General features: G+C 70.7%; 14 protein-coding genes. 5 read left to right on the forward strand and 9 right to left on the reverse strand.

Going from position 1 to position 20876, the window contains the following annotated elements:
* Positions 1-420: 420 nt before the first annotated feature.
* Both ACLF6P_RS13635 and recD2 read right to left on the reverse strand, forming a co-directional pair.
* Positions 421-1731, reverse strand: a complete 1311-nt coding sequence (locus tag ACLF6P_RS13635; RefSeq protein ID WP_415950473.1) for a citrate synthase — start codon at positions 1729-1731, stop codon at positions 421-423.
* A gap of 208 nt (positions 1732-1939) precedes the next feature.
* Complete coding sequence (recD2, locus tag ACLF6P_RS13640; RefSeq protein WP_415950474.1) at positions 1940-4183, reverse strand: SF1B family DNA helicase RecD2; 2244 nt, start codon at positions 4181-4183, stop codon at positions 1940-1942.
* A 287-nt stretch (positions 4184-4470) separates the two neighbouring features.
* Here recD2 and ACLF6P_RS13645 point away from each other — a divergent pair, with 287 nt between their 5' ends.
* Positions 4471-4986, forward strand: a complete 516-nt coding sequence (locus tag ACLF6P_RS13645) for a DUF937 domain-containing protein (RefSeq protein ID WP_415950475.1) — start codon at positions 4471-4473, stop codon at positions 4984-4986.
* Positions 4987-5015: 29 nt separating this feature from the next.
* On the opposite strand, the gene ACLF6P_RS13650 is transcribed toward ACLF6P_RS13645, so the two are convergent.
* From ACLF6P_RS13650 to ACLF6P_RS13660, 3 genes are all read right to left on the reverse strand, one after another.
* Complete coding sequence (locus ACLF6P_RS13650) at positions 5016-5828, reverse strand: sugar phosphate isomerase/epimerase family protein (RefSeq protein WP_415950476.1); 813 nt, start codon at positions 5826-5828, stop codon at positions 5016-5018.
* A gap of 77 nt (positions 5829-5905) precedes the next feature.
* The gene (locus tag ACLF6P_RS13655; protein ID WP_415950477.1) at positions 5906-7081 is read right to left on the reverse strand and encodes a dihydrodipicolinate synthase family protein; all 1176 of its coding nucleotides are present in this window, start codon (positions 7079-7081) and stop codon (positions 5906-5908) included.
* Between the two features lie 145 nt (positions 7082-7226).
* The gene (locus tag ACLF6P_RS13660) at positions 7227-8378 is read right to left on the reverse strand and encodes a Gfo/Idh/MocA family protein (RefSeq protein WP_415950478.1); all 1152 of its coding nucleotides are present in this window, start codon (positions 8376-8378) and stop codon (positions 7227-7229) included.
* 337 nt (positions 8379-8715) lie between these two features.
* Between ACLF6P_RS13660 and ACLF6P_RS13665 the strand changes: the two genes are divergently transcribed.
* From ACLF6P_RS13665 to ACLF6P_RS13675, 3 genes are all read left to right on the forward strand, one after another.
* Entirely contained in the window at positions 8716-9756 is a 1041-nt protein-coding gene (locus ACLF6P_RS13665) for a LacI family DNA-binding transcriptional regulator (protein ID WP_415950509.1), read from the forward strand.
* Positions 9757-9788: 32 nt separating this feature from the next.
* A complete protein-coding gene (locus tag ACLF6P_RS13670) occupies positions 9789-10589 on the forward strand; it encodes a sugar phosphate isomerase/epimerase family protein (RefSeq protein WP_415950479.1) in 801 nt (266 codons plus the stop codon).
* Between the two features lie 174 nt (positions 10590-10763).
* A complete protein-coding gene (locus ACLF6P_RS13675) occupies positions 10764-12659 on the forward strand; it encodes a glycoside hydrolase family 3 protein (protein ID WP_415950480.1) in 1896 nt (631 codons plus the stop codon).
* 159 nt (positions 12660-12818) lie between these two features.
* Here ACLF6P_RS13675 and ACLF6P_RS13680 read toward each other — a convergent pair whose 3' ends face one another.
* The 4 genes from ACLF6P_RS13680 to speB form a co-directional block, all read right to left on the reverse strand.
* Positions 12819-14231, reverse strand: coding sequence for an aminopeptidase (locus ACLF6P_RS13680; RefSeq protein WP_415950481.1), 1413 nt, complete (start codon positions 14229-14231; stop codon positions 12819-12821).
* A 108-nt stretch (positions 14232-14339) separates the two neighbouring features.
* The gene (locus tag ACLF6P_RS13685) at positions 14340-14777 is read right to left on the reverse strand and encodes a hypothetical protein (RefSeq protein ID WP_415950482.1); all 438 of its coding nucleotides are present in this window, start codon (positions 14775-14777) and stop codon (positions 14340-14342) included.
* 130 nt (positions 14778-14907) lie between these two features.
* On the reverse strand, positions 14908-18687 hold the full coding sequence (locus ACLF6P_RS13690) for an ABC transporter ATP-binding protein (RefSeq protein WP_415950483.1): 3780 nt from the start codon (positions 18685-18687) through the stop codon (positions 14908-14910).
* Positions 18688-18891: 204 nt separating this feature from the next.
* Complete coding sequence (gene speB / locus ACLF6P_RS13695; protein ID WP_415950484.1) at positions 18892-19887, reverse strand: agmatinase; 996 nt, start codon at positions 19885-19887, stop codon at positions 18892-18894.
* A 189-nt stretch (positions 19888-20076) separates the two neighbouring features.
* Here speB and ACLF6P_RS13700 point away from each other — a divergent pair, with 189 nt between their 5' ends.
* A complete protein-coding gene (locus tag ACLF6P_RS13700; RefSeq protein ID WP_415950485.1) occupies positions 20077-20862 on the forward strand; it encodes a phosphatase in 786 nt (261 codons plus the stop codon).
* Positions 20863-20876: the final 14 nt, after the last annotated feature.

Below are 20876 nucleotides of genomic sequence, written 5' to 3' on the forward strand. Positions count from 1 at the left end.
TTCCCGTCCGCGTTGGCCGGGGCACGTGCACGGAGAGCTTTGAGCGGCCCTCCCGTAGTTGCGCGTCCCGGCGGACCGCAGCACCAAGGCGTGAGCGCACCACAGACGCCCGGCCGGATCCCGTGGGGGGAATCCGCACCGGGGCTAAGGAAAGCACCCCACCAGCCGGCCCGTGGGGGGACCGGCGGGTGGGGGGCTTTTCTTTTTCGGCTCCGTCGCCGGGTCGCCCTGCCCTGACGGCCCAAGTGGGGTTCCGGGACGAGCGCGTTCAGCGCGATCCGGGGGCAAGGGGCGAAGCCCCCAATGGGGGTCCACCCACCTGTGGGTGCCCCGCACAAACACGACTGGGCCGCAACGGCCCCCGTTGAAAAACGGGAGCCACACGGCCCAGTCAACGCCCAGGTGCGCGCCCAGAAAGCCTCAGCGCGCCTCGACGGGCACGAAGTCCCGCTCCACCACTCCGGTGTAGATCTGGCGCGGACGCCCGATCCGCGACCCCGGCTCCTTGATCATCTCGTGCCACTGCGCGATCCACCCGGGCAGGCGCCCGAGCGCGAACAGCACGGTGAACATCTCCGTCGGGAAGCCCATCGCGCGGTAGATGAGCCCGGTGTAGAAGTCCACGTTCGGGTACAGCTTGCGCTCGACGAAGTAGTCGTCGGACAGCGCGTGCTCCTCCAGCTTGAGCGCGATGTCGAGCAGCTCGTCGGACTTGCCGAGTGCGGACAGCACATCGTGCGCCGCGGCCTTGATGATCTGCGCGCGCGGGTCGAAGGACTTGTACACCCGGTGGCCGAAGCCCATCAGGCGGACGCCGTCCTCCTTGTTCTTCACCTTCCGGATGAAGGTGTCCACGTCGTTGCCCGAGTCGCGGATGCCCTCGAGCATCTCCAGGACGGACTGGTTGGCGCCGCCGTGCAGCGGGCCCCACAGCGCGTTGATACCGGCGGAGATCGAGGCGAACATATTCGCCTGCGAGGAGCCGACCAGACGCACGGTCGAGGTGGAGCAGTTCTGCTCGTGGTCCGCGTGCAGAATGAGCAGCTTGTCGAGCGCGGAGACGACGACCGGGTCCAGCTCGTAGTCCGCGGCCGGCACCGAGAACGTCATGCGCAGGAAGTTCTCGACGTAGCCGAGGTCGTTGCTCGGGTAGACCACCGGGTGGCCGACCGACTTCTTGTACGCGTACGCGGCGATCGTCGGCAGCTTCGCGAGAAGGCGGATCGTCGAGAGGTGACGCTGCTTCTCGTCGTGCGGGTTGTGGCTGTCCTGGTAGAAGGTGGACAGCGCGGAGACCACCGAGGACAGCATCGCCATCGGGTGGGCGTCCCGCGGGAAGCCGTCGTAGAACCGCTTGACGTCCTCGTGCAGCAGCGTGTGCCGGGTGATCTCGTCACGGAAGGTCGCCAGCTCGTCCACGGTCGGCAGCTCACCGTTGATCAGCAGGTACGCGACCTCGATGAAGGTGGAGCGCTCGGCAAGCTGCTCGATCGGGTAGCCCCGGTAGCGCAGGATGCCTTTCTCACCGTCGAGATAGGTGATCGCCGATTTGTATGCGGCGGTGTTGCCGTAACCGCTGTCCAGGGTCACCAGACCGGTCTGGGCGCGCAGCTTCCCGATATCGAAGCCCTTGTCACCGACGGTGCTGTCGATCACCGGGTAGGTGTACTCGCCGTCGCCGTACTGAACTACTACAGCGTTGTTCGCGTTGTCGCTCACGTCATCCCTCACCGACGTAGTGCCTCTTCTTCGAGGTAGCCCTGACTGCTGTCCACCATCCCCCATTTGGCCCTGGGCCGTGCACTCGGGGTCGACCATTAGGTCTATCGACGGCACTCAGTGCCGTCAGCCTGCTCATCCTGCCCCTTTGACCCTGGTTCCGGAACCCCTCCGTGATGTTTGCCACCGGGATGATCGATCAACGATCATCATCCACCATTCATCCGTTCCCGCCGAGCCGGTGGCTCAGTGCGGTGCACCTCCTGCCCGCGGAAACCGTGCGTACTGCCTGGCCAAGCGCCTTGCGCGAGCCCACAAGCACCACCAGTCCCTTCGCCCGGGTGACCGCCGTGTAGAGCAAATTCCGTTGGAGCATCATCCAGGCACCGGTGGTGACGGGGATCACCACCGCGGGGTACTCGCTGCCCTGCGAACGGTGGATCGTGATCGCGTACGCATGGGCCAGTTCGTCGAGTTCGTCGAAGTCATAATCGACCTCTTCGTCCTCATCTGTCAGGATCTTCAGCTTCTGGTCGACGACATCGAGTGCCGTGACCACTCCTACGGTCCCGTTGAAGACCCCGTTGGCACCCTTTTCGTAATTGTTACGAATCTGGGTGACCTTGTCGCCCACACGGAACGTCCGTCCGCCGAACCGCTTCTCCGCAAGCTCCGGGCGGGCCGGTGTGATGGCCTGTTGCAGCAGGCCGTTGAGCGTCCCGGCCCCGGCCGGTCCCCGATGCATGGGGGCGAGGACCTGGACGTCACGGCGCGGGTCCAGGCCGAATTTCGCCGGGATCCGCCGGGCCGCGACATCCACCGTGACCCGCCCGGCGTCCTCGGTCTCGTCCTCGACGAAGAGGAAGAAGTCGCTGAGCCCCCGGGTGATCGGCGGCACTCCGGAGTTGATCCGGTGGGCGTTGGTGACGACACCCGACTGCTGTGCCTGGCGGAAGATCCGGGTGAGCCGGACGGCCGGCACCGGGGACTTCTCCGCGAGCAGATCCCTCAGCACCTCGCCCGCACCGACGCTGGGCAGCTGGTCGACATCGCCGACGAACAGCAGGTGGGCCCCCTGGGGCACGGCCTTGACCAGCTTGTTCGCGAGCAGCAGATCCAGCATCGAGGCCTCGTCGACCACGACCAGATCGGCATCCAGCGGCCGGTCCTGGTCGTAGGCCGCGTCCCCGCCCGGCTTCAGCTCCAGGAGCCGGTGCACGGTCGAGGCCTCCGCCCCGGTGAGCTCGGCGAGCCGCTTGGCGGCTCGCCCCGTGGGGGCGGCGAGCACCACCTTGGCCTTCTTGGCGCGCGCCAGCTCCACGATCGAACGCACCGTGAAGGACTTCCCGCAGCCGGGCCCTCCGGTGAGCACTGCGACCTTGCGGGTCAGGGCGAGCCGCACGGCCTCCTCCTGCTCGGGCGCGAGCGAGGCCCCGGTGTGCCCCTTAAGCCAGCCGAGCGCCTTGGCCCAGTCGACGTCCAGGAAGCCGGGCATCCGCTCCTCCCCGGTGCCCAGGAGCCGTCTGAGCCGCCCCGCGAGGGACAGCTCGGCCCGGTGGAAGGGCACAAGGAAGATCCCGGTGACCGGCTCCCCCTCCGGACCGGGCACTTCCTCCCGTACGACTCCCTCCGGGTCCTGGGCCAGTTCGCCCAGGCACTCGATGACCAGGCCGGTGTCCACTTGGAGCAGCTTCACCGCGTCCGCGATCAGCCGGTCCTCGGGCAGAAAGCAGTGCCCCTGGTCCGTCGACTGCGAGAGCGCGTACTGCAGGCCGGCCTTGACCCGCTCCGGGCTGTCGTGGGGTATGCCGACGGACTGGGCGATGCGGTCGGCGGTGAGGAATCCGATGCCCCAGACGTCCGCGGCGAGCCGGTACGGCTCGTTCTTCACTATGGAGATCGAGGCGTCCGCGTACTTCTTGTAGATACGGACGGCGATCGACGTCGAGACGCCGACGCCCTGCAGGAAGACCATGACCTCCTTGATGGCCTTCTGCTCCTCCCAGGCGTCCGCGATCTTCTTGGTCCGCTTGGGCCCCAGGCCGGGCACTTCGATCAGGCGCTTGGGCTCCTCCTCGATGATGGTGAGCGTGTCGATGCCGAAGTGCTGCGTGATGCGGTCCGCGAACACCGGGCCGATGCCCTTGACCAGTCCTGATCCCAGATAGCGGCGGATGCCCTGGATCGTGGCGGGCAGCAGCGTCGTGTAGTTCTCCACCGTGAACTGCTTGCCGTACTGCGGATGCGAGCCCCAGCGACCCTCCATCCGCAGCGACTCCCCCACCTGGGCACCGAGCAGCGAGCCGACGACGGTGAGCAGATCGCCGCCGCCGCGTCCGGTGTCGACGCGGGCGACCGTGTACCCGTTCTCCTCATTGGCGTACGTGATCCGCTCGAGGACTCCTTCGAGTACCGCGAGCCGGGGCTGGGGCGACCCTGCGCTGGTGCCGGTTCGGCTGGTCATGAGGCGAATCTAGCGCTCGGCACCGACAGCGCGGGAAGCCTGTGGAAAACCTCGAACCCGGCCTGTGGAAAACATGATCGAGGGGGTCCGGCCTCCCCGCCGGACCCCCTCCCGTCCCCTCCCCGCAGGCTTCCCCGATCCCCCCAGATCCCCCTCCAGGAAGCCTGACACCCAGTACGACCCACGTCACCCGGAAAGGGTTGTACGGCTGCGGGCAGTAATTTTCGTGAGTATCGAGGCTCCGCTTCCGGGTGCCGACAAAGCAGGGCGGTCGTAGCGTTTCCACCATGGTCAAAGATGCGGAAGCCGCGGACGAGCCGCTCGAGAAGGCCGTGATCGACGAGCTCGGTGACGAGAAGCTCCAGGAGATCGCGGGCCTGCTCGACTCCGACACCGCCGGCGCACGGAGCCTCGTCACCGAGACGGTCTCCGCGCTCTCCGGCGGCATGCGGGAGAAGGCGCAGGGCGCCCCCGAGGACGTGGACGAGGTGCGCCAGGCCTTCGCCGAGGTCGACGAGGTGGCGGGCGCCGCACCCCTGCAGGGCATCGCCACCCTCGGCGGACTCGGCGGTGGCTCGGGCGGCGGGCTCGGTGGCCTGCTCGGCGGCGGCTTGATGACCGCGCTGCTCGCCAAGATGAGCAGACCGGTCGCGCAGGCGGTCTCCAGGAAGACCGGCATCCCGGCCCCTACCGTCACCCGCGCCGTCGAACTGCTGATCCCGGTCCTGCTCACGGTCCTCACGAAACGCGCGGCCGCCTCGAAGCCCACGGACAACCCGCTGGGCGGCGGCCCCCGAGAATAGCGGGACGATCCGTCCCCACCCCCGGTTCCTTACGACTGCGGCGTGCCCAGCACTCGCACGAAGGCTTCGGCCGTCTCGCGGAGGATCTCCGCGCCATCCGGTCTCGCCCACAGTGCGGAGTTGAAGAGCTCGACCTCGATCGGGCCCGTGTACCCGGCCTCGTCCGCGTATCCGCACCAGCGGGCGAGGTCGATCGCACCCTCGCCGAGCTGGCCGCGGCCGGTCAGGACCCCCTCGGGCAAGGGCGTGGTCCAGTCGGCGAGCTGGAAGGCGTGCAGCCGGCCCGCCGCGCCCGCGCGGGCCATCTGTGCGGGCGCGCGATCGTCCCACCAGAGGTGATACGTGTCGGCGCAGACGCCGACCTGCCGCGCGGGGAAGCGTTCGGCGAGGTCGAGGGCCTGCTCCAGGGTCGATACGACACAGCGGTCGGCGGCGTACATGGGGTGCAGCGGTTCGATCGCCAGGCGCACGCCGTGTTCGGCTGCGTACGGGCCGAGTTCGGCGAGGGCATCGGCGATACGTTCCCGGGCGCCGGTCAAGTCCTTGCCGCCTGCGGGCAGTCCGCCGGAGACGAGGACGAGGGTGTCGGTGCCGAGGATCGCGGCCTCGTCGACGGCGGCACGGTTGTCGTCGAGGGCGCGGCGGCGTTCGGCCGGGTCGACGGCGGTGAGGAAGCCGCCGCGGCACAGGGTCGTGACGGTCAGCCTCGCGTCCCTGACCAGTTTCGCGGCCGCCTCGATGCCGTGTTCGCGAACCGGTTCGCGCCAGAGTCCGACAGCGGGAACTCCCCAATGCCCACAAGCGTTGGCAAGGTCAGACAGCGAGAGCTGTCTGACCGTCATCTGATTGATGCTGAAGCGCGAGAGGCCGGAAAGGGGGGTGCTGGGCGCGGGGTCCGCGGAAGTTCGCAGCGGGCTGTTCACTGGGCGACTCCGTGCACGTCGAGCAGGGATCTCATACGGGATGCGGCGAGCGCCGGATCCGGGAACAGGGCCAGGCCGTCGGCCAGTTGGTACGCGCGCGCCAGATGCGGAAGCGAGCGCGCCGACTGCAATCCGCCCACCATGGAGAAGTGGGACTGGTGGCCGGCGAGCCAGGCGAGGAAGACGACTCCGGTTTTGTAGAAGCGGGTGGGTGTCTGGAACAAGTGCCTCGACAATTCAACAGTGGGATCCAGGAGTTCACGGAAGCCCTTGGTATCGCCCGTGTCCAGGGTGCGGACCGCCTCGGCCGCCAGCGGGCCGAGCGGGTCGAAGATGCCGAGCAGGGCGTGACTGAAGCCGTGGTCGTCGCCTGCGATGAGTTCGGGATAGTTGAAGTCGTCGCCGGTGTAGCACCGCACGCCGTCCGGCAGGCGGCGGCGCAGCGCGATCTCGCGCTCCGCGTCGAGCAGCGAGACCTTGATGCCGTCCACCTTGTCCGCGTGGGCGGAGATCACCTCGAGGAAGGTCTCGGTCGCGGCGTCCAGATCGTCGGAGCCCCAGTAGCCCTCGAGGGCTGGGTCGAACATGGGGCCGAGCCAGTGCAGGATCACGGGCTCGGCGGCCTGACGGAGCAGGCCACAGTAGACGGCAAGGTAGTCCTCGGGGCCGCGCGCGCGTGCCGCGAGGGCACGGGACGCCATGAGGATCGCCTGCGCGCCCGTCCCCTCCACGAGCGCGAGCTGTTCCTCGTAGGCGGCCGTCACCTCGGCGAGGCTCGGCGGGCCGACCGCTGCGGTGAGCTGGTCGGTGCCGACTCCGCACGCGATCCGTCCCCCCACTGCCTTGGCCTCGGCGGCGGAGCGGCGGATCAGCTCGGCCGCGCGCGCCCAGTCCAGGCCCATGCCCCGCTGCGCGGTGTCCATGGCCTCGGCGACCCCGAGGCCGTGCGACCAGAGGTGGCGGCGGAAGGCGAGGGTCGCGTCCCAGTCGACGGCGGCCGGGGTGTCGGGAGACGCATCGGCGTAGGGATCGGCGACGACATGGGCGGCGGAGAACACCGCGCGCGAGACCAGCGGTGCGGCGCCGGACGCGGTGCGGGGTTCGGCTCGGGCTTCGGCGCGCGGCTCGTAGGCGAACGTGCCGCCTCCGGCACGTGGCAGGTGAAGGGTCACGGCTTCGGCTCCGGGGAGATGGGGCGGTGGGGGACCTCGACGGTCGGCTCCGGGGAGATGGGGGTAGGGGGCTCGGCGGTCGGCACCGGGGCGGACGGGCCGCGGGCCATCAGGGCCGGCTCCCTGGGCCCGGTGCGGTGGCCCATCACAGGGACAGCTCGGGGACGTCGTGGCGTCGGCCCTCCGCGGAGGACCTGAGGCCGAGCTCCGCGAGCTGGACGCCGCGGGCGGCGGCGAGGAGGTCCCAGTGGTAGGGCTCGTCCAGTGCGACATGGCGCAGGAAGAGCTCCCACTGCACCTTGAACCCGTTGTCGAAGGAGCCGTTGTCGGGCACTTCCTGCCACTGATCGCGGAAGGACTCGGTGGCCGGGACGTCCGGGTTCCAGACGGGCTTCGGCGTGGCCGAGCGGTGCTGGGCGCGGCAGTTGCGCAGTCCGGCGACGGCCGAGCCCTCGGTGCCGTCGATCTGGAACTCGACGAGTTCGTCGCGGTTGACGCGGACCGCCCAGGAGGAGTTGATCTGGGCGATCGCGCCGCTCTCCAGCTCGAAGATGCCGTACGCGGAGTCGTCCGCGGTGGCGGCGTAGGGCTTGGACCGCTCGTCCCAGCGCTGCGGGACATGGGTGGAGGCGAGTGCGGTCACGGACCTCACCCGGCCGAACAGCTCGTGGAGCACGTACTCCCAGTGCGGGAACATGTCGACGACGATGCCGCCGCCGTCCTCGGCGCGGTAGTTCCAGCTGGGGCGCTGCGCCTCCTGCCAGTCGCCTTCGAAGACCCAGTAGCCGAACTCGCCGCGCACGGACAGGATCCGGCCGAAGAAGCCGCCGTCGATGAGGCGCTTCAGCTTGAGCAGGCCGGGCAGGAAGATCTTGTCCTGGACGACGCCGTGCTTGATGCCCGCGTTCCGGGCGAGGCGGGCCAGTTCGAGGGCGCCCTCGAGGGAGGTGGCGCTGGGCTTCTCGATGTAAAGGTGCTTACCGGCCTCGATTGCCTTCTTCACTGCTTCCTCGCGCGCCGAGGTGACCTGGGCGTCGAAGTAGATGTCGACCGAGTCGTCGGCGAGGACGGCTTCCAGGTCGGTGGTCCAGGACTCCAGGCCGTGGCGTTCGGCGAGGTCGCGCAGGGCGTGCTCGCGGCGGCCGACCAGGACGGGTTCCGGCCACAGGACCGTGCCTCCGCCGAGGTCCAGGCCGCCCTGTTCGCGGAGCGCGAGGATCGAGCGGAGCAGGTGCTGGCGGTAGCCCATGCGCCCGGTCACGCCGTTCATGGCGATGCGCACCGTTTTGCGTGTCACGTGGTCCCTCCGTATGGCAGGCGCGCGCCGGTCGGCCCGGGGAGCGGGCATCCTCGATAGCAAGCGCTTTCTATCAATGTCTGCCGGAAAGCTAGCCTGGTGGGCGAGACCCGGACAAGGGGGCAGCGCGAATCCCTGCGCAGGTTCGGGGAGACGCCCCGGTGTGACGGCCGCCACCCAGGTCGTTGCCATCTCGTGGCCGGAAATCGGCACCACGACGAGCGCACAGCCGGTATCACTTACTGCAACGGCACAGTCCACGCAGGTGACTGCGCCCGGACACCCCCTGGCGGGCGGTGACGTGACCAACCAGCTCCCGGCGCCCCCGGAGGACCAGATGACCGTGACCTTGGCGGATGTGGCAGCGCGTGCCCAGGTCTCCCCCGCGACCGTCTCCCGCGTCCTGAACGGGAACTACCCGGTCGCCGCGGCCACCCGTGAGCGGGTGCTCCGTGCCGTGGACGAGCTGGACTATGTGCTCAACGGCCCCGCGAGCGCGCTCGCCGCTTCCACCTCGGACCTGGTGGGAATTCTGGTCAACGACATCGCGGACCCGTTCTTCGGCATCATGGCCGGCGCCGTGCAGGCGGAGATCTGCGGCCCCGGCGGGCGGGCCGGGGGTGAGCGGCTCGCGGTGGTCTGCAACACCGGCGGCTCCCCCGAGCGTGAGCTCACCTACCTCACGCTGCTCCAGCGCCAGCGCGCCGCGGCCGTGGTGATCACCGGTGGCGCGGTCGAGGATCCCGAGCACGCCGCGGCGATGGCCGCGAAGCTGCGACGGCTCGGCGAGGCGGGCACCCGGATCGTCCTGTGCGGCCGCCCGCCCGTGCCCGACACCGGCGCGATCGCCCTGCCCTTCGAGAACCGGGGCGGCGGGCAGCGGCTCACCGAGCATCTGCTCGGCCTGGGCCACCGTCGCATCGGCTACATCGCGGGCCCCGAGGAGCGCACCACCACACGGCACCGGCTCGAAGGTCACCGGGATGCACTCAGGGCGGCGGGGGTGGCGGAGGGCGAGACCGTGCACGCGCCGTACGACCGGCAGGCGGGATACGAGGCGGCCCGGGAACTCCTGCGGCGCGAGCCGGATCTGACAGCGATCGTGGCCGCGAACGACACCGTGGCGCTCGGAGTCTGTGCCGCGCTGCGCGAGGCGGGGAAGCGGATACCCGAGGATGTGTCGGTGGCGGGCTTCGACGATCTGCCGTTCTGTGTGGATGTGGCGCCCGCGCTCACCACCGTGCGGCTGCCGCTGCACGAGGCGGGCGCGCGGGCGGGGCGCATCGCGATGCGGCGGGAGGCGGAGCCGCCGGAGCGGATGTCGGTGATCCCCGGCGAGTTGGTGGTGCGTGGTTCGACGGCCGCGCCGCGGATCTGAGTCGGCCCGGGCCGTACCCCTGAGGAGCACCCATGAAGCTCGCGTTCTCCACCCTCGGCACCCCGGGCCTCCCGCTGCCCGACGCCCTCCGCCTGGCCCGCACCCACGGCTATCACGGCATCGAGCTCCGGGCGCATCCCGAGGAGCCAGTTCACCCCGGGCTCAGCGGCGCAGAACGGGCCCGCGCGGCCGGGCAGTTCGAGGAGGCCGGGGTCGAGGTGGTGGGGATCGCCGGCTACCCGCGCGTGGCCGCGCCCGGCGCCGACGGTCCCGTACTCGACGAGATCCGGGAGCTGCTCGGGCTCGCGCGCGATCTCGGGGCGCCGTTCGTCCGGGTCTTCCCCGGGGGCGGTAGCGGTCAGAGCGCCGGTGAGGCCGATGCCGCGGCCGTGCGGCGGCTCGCGTGCGCCGCGCCCCAGGCCGCGGAGCTCGGTGTGCGGATTCTGCTCGAGACGCATGACTCGCACCGCGAGGGTGCCGCCGTGGGCCGCGTGCTCGAAGCCGTCGGCCATCAAGGCACGGGTGCGCTCTGGGACGTGATGCACACGTGGCTGGGCGGGGAGCAGCCGGATGTTTCGTTCGGGGCGCTGTCCCCGTATCTCGGATACGTCCAGGTGAAGGACATCGCCACCGCCGAGGACACCGCCCCGCTCGCGCTCGGCGCGGGGGTGCTGCCGCTCACCGAGTGCGTGGAGGTGCTCAGTCGGCGGGGGTGGGACGGCTGGCTGTGCTGGGAGTACGAGAAGCGCTGGTACCCGCAGGCCGCCGAGCTGTCCGGTCTCCTGGGAGCCGGTCGCGAGCATCTGTGCCGGCTTCTGGACGAGGCCGCGTAGCCCCGACGAGGGTGGCCGCATCCTGCCCGGCGCCTGTTCCGTGGCCGCCCGGCAGACTTGACCGGCAGAAATTTTCCGACTATCCGTGATCCCTGGAAGTTTCCTTCACCCAGGACATGCCAGGGAGTTCGCGGCCCATCCGCCCCGGACTCCCACGGACAGTTGGGAGTGCTCGTGCAGCAAGGCCCGCTCCGCACCTCCAGACGTACGCTTCTGACCGCCGGCGCGACCGCCGCCGCAGCGGCCGCGCTCGGCACCACCTCCGCCGCCCACGCCGCCGGGAACACCACCCACCCGGACAGCAGCACACCGGACGGCAGCACACCGGACGGCAGCAGCCCGGACAGCACCGCACAGACCGGCCGCGACCTCGCCCTGCGCCGCCTCATCGCCCGGATGTCCCTCGAGGAGAAGGTCGGCCAGGTCTTCGTCTCCCGGGTCTACGGCGAGACCGCCACCGACCCCGCCCAGGCCGATATCGACGCCAATCTAGCCCAGTTGGGCGTCCGCGACGCCGCCGAGCTCATCGCGCGGTACCACGTCGGCGGAATCATCTACTTCGGCTGGGCACACAACGTCCGCGCGCCGCACCAGATCGCCGGCCTGTCCAATGGGATCCAGGAGGCAGCCCTCCGGCAGGACTCCCCTCTCCCCCTGCTGATCTCCACCGACCAGGAGCACGGCATCGTCTGCCGCGTCGGCAAGCCCGCCACCCTGCTGCCGGGCGCGATGGCGCTCGGCGCGAGCGGTTCGCGAGCCGATGCCGGCCGCTCGGCCCGGATCGCCGGCCGTGAACTGGCCGCGCTCGGCATCCGCCAGAACTACGCCCCGGTCGCCGACGTCAACGTCAACCCGGGCAACATCGTCATCGGCGTACGCTCCTTCGGCGCCGATCCGCAGGCCGTGGCCCGGATGGTCGCCGCACAGGTCGACGGCTACCGAAGCGCGCATGTCGCCGCCACGGCCAAGCACTTCCCCGGCCACGGCGACACCGAGGCCGACAGCCACTACGAACTCCCGTACATCCACCACACCGTCGAGGAGTTCGAGCGATTCGACCTGCCGCCGTTCCGGGCCGCGGTGAAGGCCGGCATCGACTCGATCATGACCGCGCACATCGTGGTCCCCGCCCTCGACCCCGCCGAGGATCCGGCCACGCTCTCCCGGCCGATCCTCACGGGCGTCCTGCGCGAACGGCTCGGCTACGACGGCGTGGTGGTCACCGACTCGCTCGGCATGCAGGGTGTGCGCACCAAGTACGGCGACGACCGCGTCCCCGTCCTCGCCCTCAAGGCCGGCGTCGACCAGCTGCTCAACCCGCCCGATCTCGAAGTCGCCTGGAACGCCGTGCTCAAGGCGGTCGAGGACGGTGAGCTGACCGAGGAGCGCCTCGACGAGTCGATCCTGCGCATCCTGCGGCTCAAGACGAGACTGGGCCTGTTCCATGACCCGTTCACCGCGAGCAGTGAGGTGGACCGGACCGTCGGCAGGCCCGAGCATCTGCGGGAGGCCGAGGAGATCGCGGACCGGACCACGACCCTGCTCGTGAACACGGGCCGCGTGCTGCCGCTGTCCCGCCTGCGCACACCGAACGTCCTGGTGGTGGGCGCCGACCGGTCCTCGCCCTCCGGCACCACCGGCCCGCCCACGACCGTGTTCGCCCAGGCACTGACCGGCCTCGGCTTCACGACCGAGGTGCTGCCGACCGGCACCTCGCCCGGCGCCGGGAAGATCGACGAGGCGGTGGCGGCGGCCGCGGGCAAGGACGCGGTGGCCGTCCTGACGTACAACGTCTCCTCGGGCAGCTCCCAGCGCACGCTCGTCAGCCGCCTCGCCGCCACCGGCGTCCCGGTGATCGCGATCGCCGTGAACCGCCCGTACGACGTGGCGCAGCTGCCCGATGCGCGCGCCGCGCTCGCCGCGTACTCCTGGACCGACACCGAACTGGAGGCCGCGGCCCGGGTGATCGCGGGCCGGGCGGATCCGCGGGGGCGGCTGCCGGTACCGGTGCAGAAGGCGGACGATCCGGACAGCACCCTGTTCCCCATCGGCCACGGATTGTCGTACTAGCCGGGGCCGGGCGTGCGACGTGTCCGGCGTACGCGTACGCATCCGCAGTACGCGACGCCTCCGGAGCACGCCGCACACCCGGCGTGAACCCTCCAGCAGGCCGGTGGGGTGCGCCGGGCCGGTGCAGGACGCCACCGGCCCGGCACACGCCCGGCGGTGCTACAGCCGCGGCATGCGCGCCTGTTCCCGCACGTCGAGCCGGGCGTCGTACGGGGCGAGCGGCTTCGCCTTGCCCGGGTCGGAGGTGACCGCGGCGGGCGCGACGTTCGCCCAATCCAGGATGCGCGCGGTGGCGAAGGCCTCGTCCTCGGCATTCAGACCCGCCACGTTCGCCCCGTGGTTGGCGCCCGGTGCGGTGAACACATGGCTGTCGTGCGTGCGCTTGCCCGGCCGGAAGCGCTCGGCGCCCCACGGGTCGTTCTCGCCGTAGATGTACATCATGCGGGTGGCGTGCTTGCGCACCCAGTTGTCCACATCCCGCATGGCCCACGGCTTGAACCGCATCGCGATGTCACGCGGCACGAAGTTGCGCGGCGGCTGGTAGCCGTAGCGCGAGAGGCCCTTGAGGTGCGGCTGCGCGATGTCCGGGGAGCCCAGCTCGGTGCCCGCCTGGTAGTAGTACGGCGTGTACCGCGAGATCGCCTGGTCGGTGTAGAAGGCGAAACCGGAGATCGCGTCGACCGTGTCCCAGATCTCCTCGTCCGTCGCGCCCGCCGCAGCCGGGATCGAGGCGCAGTCGGACTCCAGGCTGTACTGCCAGAACGCCCAGGCGAGGTCGAGCACGACGGCCTCATAGGCCTTGTCGAGGGAGCCGAGGATGGTGAAGGTGTAGCCGTGCTCCTTCGCGTACGCGGCGTACTTCCGCTCCAGCGGTGCACGTCGGATGAGCGCCTCGCGCTGGATGTTGTTCAGCTTCTCGCGGCACTCCTGGGTACCGACAGTGGTGAAGAAGCGGTCGTAGGCCGAGTCCTCGGCGTTGACGACGTCGTTCGGGGCGACATACGCGACGACGGCGTCCATGTCCCTCGGGTAGAAGCGCTCGTAGTACGTGGCGGTCATCCCGCCCTTGGAGCCGCCGGTCGCCAGCCAGCGCCCGGGGTAGACGCCGTCGAGCGCCTGGAAGATGCGGTGCTGGTCGCTGGCGGCCTGCCAGATGTCGAGCTTCGACCAGTCGGCCGGCTGCGGCCGGGACGGCGTGAAGAACCGGTACTCCATGGAGACCTGGTTGCCGTCGATGATGCGGGTCGGTTCGCTGCGGCGGGGGCTGGTGGAGACGCCGTAGCCGGAGGTGTAGAAGACCGTGGGACGGTCGGTGCCCTTGTGCAGCAGGGTGATCCGCTGCTGGAAGCTGCCCGCCGAGGAGTCTCGGTGGTCCACGGGCTGGGTGTAGTTGAGCACGAAGTAGCGATAACCCTCGTAGGGCTTCTCCTCGATCAGGCTCATGCCCTTGATCGACAGCAGCCGGTCCAGGATGTCGGTCGGCTGCGGGCTCGCGGCGGCGGTGGCCGATCCCGCGAACACGGTGGCTGCGAACACGACGAGCGCAAGCAGCCATCGGAGCGCAGTGCGCATACAGGTCCCTCCCCTAGGTCACGGACAGTCCCGGAACCTAGCGGAGCAACTGACCCCGCACCAGAGGGAGTTCGAACGCCCGGCGCGCTCGGGCGCTCGCATGCGCGTTCAGCGTATGTAGGCGAACCAGCCCTTGCTCACCTTGCCGCCACCCACCGAGCCCTTGATCCACACCTTGCGATGACCGACGTGCGTGCGCACCGGTCCGACGGACGTCTTGTGGCGGCCGGACCTGACCACGGGGCGGCTGCCGCGTGGCTGGATGCTGACGCTCATCGTGCGGGTCCTGCCCGGGTTCTTGGCGCGGGTGAGGGCACACAGGAAGCTGCCGCTGCGGTAGACGTGCACGGATCCGGTCGAGAACTTCAGAGTGTCGACCTTGCGGCCGGGGCACCGGCCCGCGGCCTGCGCACTGCCGGCGAACGGCCCGACGAGAGTGAGCAGCACGGCGACGGCGAGCAGCACGAGTCCGGCCCGCGCCACGCGCAGCGGCCTGCACATCGTTGTCACCCCGTCGGCCACGTGCGCCCCTCCCGCCTCAGCCATACGAAGGTAGGGACGCACCGGGCCCGTGGATAGTTCCCCGCACTGCGGCCGCGGGACGATTCCCGTACGAAGCCGGGCGCGGTGCCTCCCTCCACGAAGCCGGGCAAGGCCTCCCCCACGGATCCGAGGCTCAGCGCCCGACGCCCGCCGGCTCGGTCTCCGCCTCCGCCTCCCCGATGAACGTTCGCCACAGCCGCGCGTACTGCCCGTCCAGGGCGAGCAGTTCGTCGTGCGTGCCGTCCTCCGCGACCCGGCCGTGGTCCATCACCACGACCCGGTCCGCGCGGGCGGCGGTGCTGAGGCGGTGGGCGACCACGAGGGTGGTGCGGCGGGCGCCGAGCCGGTCCGTGGCCTGGTTGACCTGTGCCTCGGTGGCGAGGTCGAGCGCGGCGGTGGCCTCGTCGAGCAACAGGACGTCCGGGTCGACGAGTTCGGCCCGGGCGAGCGCGATGAGCTGGCGCTGCCCGGCGGAGAGGTTGCGGCCGCGCTCGGTGACCTCGTGCAGATAGCCGCCGTCCAGCCTGGCGATCATGTCGTGCGCGCCGACCGCGCGGGCGGCCGCCTCGACCTGGGCGTCGGTGGCGTCCGGACGCCCGTAGGCGATGGCATCGCGCACCGTCCCGGCGAAGAGATAGGCCTCCTGCGGCACGACACCCAGGCGGTGGCGGTACGAGGTGAGGTCGAGTTCGCGCAGGTCCGTGCCGTCGGCGGTGACCCGGCCGCCGCTCGGGTCGTAGAACCGGGCGACCAGCTTGACCAGGGTGGACTTGCCGGCGCCGGTCTCGCCGACGAAGGCGACGGTCTGCCCGGCGGGCACGGTCAGATCGATCCCCCGCAGGGCCTCCTCCCCGTCCCCGTAGCCGAAGCGCACGTTCTCGAAGGCGACCTCGCCGCGTAGTTCCCGCACCTTGCGCGGCGTTTCCGCGGTCAGTGTGGAGGCCGGCTCGCGCAGGAGCTCCTGGATCCGGCCGAGCGAGACGCTCGCCTGCTGGTAGCCGTCGAAGACCTGGGAGAGCTGCTGCACGGGCGCGAAGAACAGGTCGATGTAGAGGAGATACGCGACCAGGGCGCCGGTGGTGAGGGTGCCGGCGTCGACCCGGTGGGCGCCGACGATCAGCACGGCCGCGGCGGCCACGGAGGACAGGAGCTGTACGAACGGGAAGTAGACGGAGATCAGCCACTGGCCCTTGATCCGGGCCTTCCGGTAGCTGTGGCTGCGCTCGGTGAACCGCTCCCGGCCCGCGCCCTCGCGGCGGAAGGCCTGCACGATACGCAGGCCCGCGACGGACTCCTGCAGGTCGGCGTTGACGGCGGAGACGCGTTCACGGGCGAGTTCGTAGGCCTTCACGCTGGACCTGCGGAAGAAGTACGTACCGACGATCAGCACCGGGAGGGTGGCGAAGACCACCAGGGCCAGCTGGAGGTCGATCACGAGCAGCGCGACCATGATGCCGAGGAAGGTGACGACGGAGACGAAGGCCGTGACGAGACCGGTCTGCAGGAACGTGGACAGGGCGTCCACGTCCGTGGTCATCCGGGTCATGATGCGGCCGGTCAGCTCGCGCTCGTAGTAGTCGAGGCCGAGGCGCTGGAGCTGGGCGAAGATCTTCAGCCGCAGCGAGTAGAGGACCTGTTCGCCGGTGCGGCCGGTCTTGCGGATCTCGCCGGTCTGCGCGGCCCACTGGATCAGGACGGTGAGCAGGCCGAGCGCGGCGGCGGCCCAGACGGCGCCGAGCGCGGCCTCGGTGACGCCCTCGTCGATGCCGTGCCGGATGAGGACGGGGAGCAGCAGCCCCATGCCCGCGTCGAGGGCGACGAGCGCGAGGGCGAACGCGAGGGGCTTCCCGAAACCCCTGAGCAGCCGACGCAGTCCGTACGAGCTCTCGGGCTCGACCGCCCTGGCCTCGTCGATGCCGGGGGTGTCGGTGGCCGGGGGCAGCGCGTCGACGGCGGCGAGCAGCTCGGGGGTCGACGGGCTGTCGCTGAGCGCGGTGTCCTTCGGTGTGCGGTCACCCGCCCACAGCTGGGGGGTGACCCCGCGCTCGGCATCGAACTCGGCGTCGAGCTCCTCGCGTACAGAGCTGTCCTCGGGTGCCTCGACATGCGCGTCGATGTGGCCGGGCGATACGGCGCCCAGCTCATCCGGGTCGGTCAGGAGACGGCGGTAGAGAGGCGAGCGCCGCTCCAGCTCCTCGTGGGTGCCGATGTCGGCGAGCCGGCCCTCGTCGAGCACGGCGATCCGGTCGGCGAGGCCGAGGGTGGAGCGGCGGTGGGCGATGAGCAGCGTCGTGCGGCCCGCCATGACGTGCCTCAGTGCCTCGTGGATCTCGTGCTCGACGCGTGCGTCCACGGCGGAGGTGGCGTCGTCGAGGACGAGGAGCCGGGGGTCGGTGAGGATCGCGCGGGCGAGCGCGAGGCGCTGGCGCTGCCCGCCGGAGAGGGTGAGGCCCTGCTCGCCGACCTTGGTGTCGTAGCCCTCGGGCAGTTCGGTGATGAACCGGTCCGCCTGGGCGGCGCGCGCGGCCGTCTCGATCTGCTCCTGTCCGGCGCCCGCCCGAGGCCCGCCACCACCCTCAGCCGAAGCGCTGCGCTCTGCCCCTTCGGGGGGAACGCCGTACGCGATGTTGGCGCGCACGGTGTCCGAGAACAGGAAGGAGTCCTCAGGAACCAGGCCGATCGCGGCCCGGAGCGAGGAGATGCTCAGTTCGCGTACATCCTTGCCGCCGACCAGGACGGCGCCGCGCGTGACGTCGTAGTAGCGAGGCAGGAGCAGCGAGAGAGTCGACTTGCCGCTGCCGGAGGAGCCGACGACGGCGACCGTCTCGCCGGGCGCGATGGACAGCGAGAAGTCGTCGAGCACCGGCCGCCCGTCCTCGTAGGCGAAGGAGACCCGGTCGAATTCGACGGTCGCCGGGGCGTCGGCGGGCAGCTCCTCGGTGCCGTCCTCGATCACCGGCTCGGTGTCGATCAGCTCAAGCACGCGGTCCACACCGGCGCGGGCCTGCTGCCCGACGGTGAGGACCATGGCGAGCATCCGCACCGGGCCGATCAGCTGGGCGAGATACGTGGAGAAGGCGACGAACGTGCCGAGCGTGATGTCCCCGCGCACCGCGAGCCAGCCGCCGACGGCGAGCATCGCGACCTGGCCGAGGGCGGGGACGGCCTGCAGGGCCGGGGTGTAGCGGGAGTTGAGCCGGATGGTCCTGAGCCGGCCCGCGAACAGGCGCCGCCCGACCTCCCTGAGCTTCCCGGTCTCCTGCTCCTCCTGCCCGAAGCCCTTCACCACCCGCACGCCGGAGACCGCGCCGTCCACGACACCGGCGACGGCGGCGGCCTGAGCCTGCGCGTACCAGGTGGCCGGGTGCAGCCGGGTCCGGCTGCGCCGGGCGATGAACCACAGGGCGGGGGCGACGGCCAGCGCGACGATGGTCAGAGGCAGCGACAGCCAGGCCATGATGACCAACGAGATCAGGAAGAGCAGGATGTTGCCGATGGTCATCGGCAACATGAAGAGCAGGCCCTGGATCAGCTGGAGGTCGCTGGTGGCCCGGCCGACGACCTGACCGGTGGACAGCTCGTCCTGCCGCCGCCCGTCCAGCCGGGTGATCGCCGCGTACATGTCGGTGCGCAGGTCGTGCTGGACGTCGAGGGCAAGGCGGCCCCCGTAGTAGCGGCGGATGTAGGTGAGGGCGTAGACGACGAGCGCCGCCGCCACGAGCAGCCCCGTCCACGTCCCGAGCGAACGCTCCTTGGCCGTGATCACGTCATCGATGACGACCTTGGTGATCAGCGGTACGAGCGCCATGACGGCCATGCCGCCGAGGCTGGCGCCGAGTGCCAGGACGACGTCCTTCGGGTACCGCCACGCATACCCGCCCAGCCGTCTGGCCCACCCCTGCTGCCCCGCCACCACTGCCGCCTCCCGCCGTCGTCTGCTGCCGGATGGATCAACGCACCCCGCGGCGAATTTCATCCCGCCGCGGGGTGCGGGGCTCGGGGGCCTCAGGCGTGCCGCCGGTTTCACCCGGCCCGGTGGGGGGCGGCCCGGTGGGGGGGGCGGCCCGGTTTCACGCGGCCCGGTGGCGGGCGGCCCGGTGGCGGGCGGCCTGAGGGATCAGACCGCCCGGCGGCTCTCGGCTATCTGGCGGCTCATGATCGTCGTCAGCTCGTACGCCGTGTGGGAGGCCGCCACCGCGGTGATCTCCGCGTGGTCGTACGCGGGCGCCACCTCGACGACGTCCGCCGAGACCAGGTTGCAGGAGGCGAGCCCGCGCAGGATCTCCAGGAGCTCGCGGGAGGTCATGCCGCCCGCCTCCGGGGTGCCGGTGCCGGGGGCGTGCGCCGGGTCGAGGCAGTCGATGTCGATGGATATGTACAGCGGGCGGTCGCCGATGCGCTGCCGCAGCTGGTCGGCGACCTCGTCCGCGCCGCGCCGGTAGACGTCTGCGGAGGTGACGATGCCGAAGCCCATCTTCTCGTCGTCGGTCAGGTCCTGCTTGCCGTAGAGCGGGCCGCGGATGCCGACGTGGGAGAGGGCCTCGGTGTCGAGGATGCCCTCCTCGACCGCGCGGCGGAACGGGGTGCCGTGCGTGTACTCGGCGCCGAAGTACGTGTCCCAGGTGTCGAGGTGCGCGTCGAAGTGGAGCAGCGCGACCGGGCCGTGCTTCTTGGCGACGGAGCGGAGCAGCGGCAGGGCGATGGTGTGGTCACCGCCGAGGGTCATCATCCGGGCGCCGGTGCCGAGTATGTCGTCGGCGGCGGCCTCGACGGTCTCCACCGCCTCGTTGATGTTGAACGGGTTGGCGGCTATGTCTCCCGCGTCCGCGACCTGGGCGAGCGCGAAGGGCGAGGCGTCCTGCGCCGGGTTGTAGGGGCGGAGCAGCCGGGAGGCCTCGCGGATCGCGTTGCCCCCGAAGCGGGCGCCGGGGCGGTAGGAGACTCCGCTGTCGAAGGGCACACCGACGACGGCCACATCCGCGGTGCCGACCTCGTCGAGCCGGGGCAGCCGCGCGAACGTCGCCGGGCCCGCGTACCGCGGGATCCGGGAGGAGTCCACGGGGCCGCGCGGGCCGGAGGTGGCGGGGCTGTCGGGGACCTGGCTGCTGCTCATCGTCGAGCTCCTTCGAGGTGGTGCGGGTGGTGCGTATGCCTGCGATCGTGCGAACGGCCGCGAAGACAGTGTCGCTCAGGTCGGCCGCGGGCGACTCGGCCTGTGGACAACCACCGGCCTGTGGACAACCGCGCCACTCACACGAGCGGTGCTGAACCGCCCCCGCCGCCCTGAGTGCACAATGAACCCATGCCGATACCCAGCCGCGAAGCTCTCGTCGACCACCTCGTCCGTACGCGTATCGCGGGCGAGGTCGCCACACCCCGTGAGAACAACCTCTCCCACTACCGCAAGCTCTCCAACGGCGACCGCCACTACTGGCTGGGAATCGACCTCGGCGACCGCTGGAGTGACGAGCAGGACGTGCTCGCGGTGATGGCCGAGCGCTGCGGTGTGATCGACGATCCCGCGCACCGGCACGGGCAGGACACCATCGACCCCGAGCTGACCGTGGCCGGTCTGGAGCGGATGGCGGCGCGGCTGCGGAAGGCCGCCGAAGCGCGCCAGCGCGTCCTGTTCGCGACCGGGCACCCCGGCGCGCTGCTGGATGTGCACCGGTCGACCGCCGATGCGATGCGCCGCGCGGGCTGCGAGATCGTACGGATTCCCGGCGGCCTGGTCGCGGACGAGGGCTATGTCTTCCAGTTCGCCGATGTCGCCGTCTTCGAGCGCGGAGCGAGCCTGTGGCACACGCACTCCCCCGAACCGATGAACGCGATCCTCGACGCAATGGAGGCCGAGGGCAGCCCGCTGCCCGACCTCGTGGTCGCCGACCACGGCTGGGCAGGGCGTGCGGGCCAGCGCGGCATCGACGCGGTGGGCTACGCGGACTGCAACGACCCGGCGCTGTTCCTCGGCGAGGCCGAGGGAACCGTCGAGGTGACGGTCCCCCTCGACGACCACGTCCTCGACCCTCGCTTCTACGAGCCGATGACGGCGTTCCTCCTGGACGCGGCGGGCCTGAACCCGGCGTAAACGCCGCCCCCCCC

This window comes from Streptomyces lothianensis, assembly GCF_047779955.1.
Classification (GTDB): domain Bacteria; phylum Actinomycetota; class Actinomycetes; order Streptomycetales; family Streptomycetaceae; genus Streptomyces.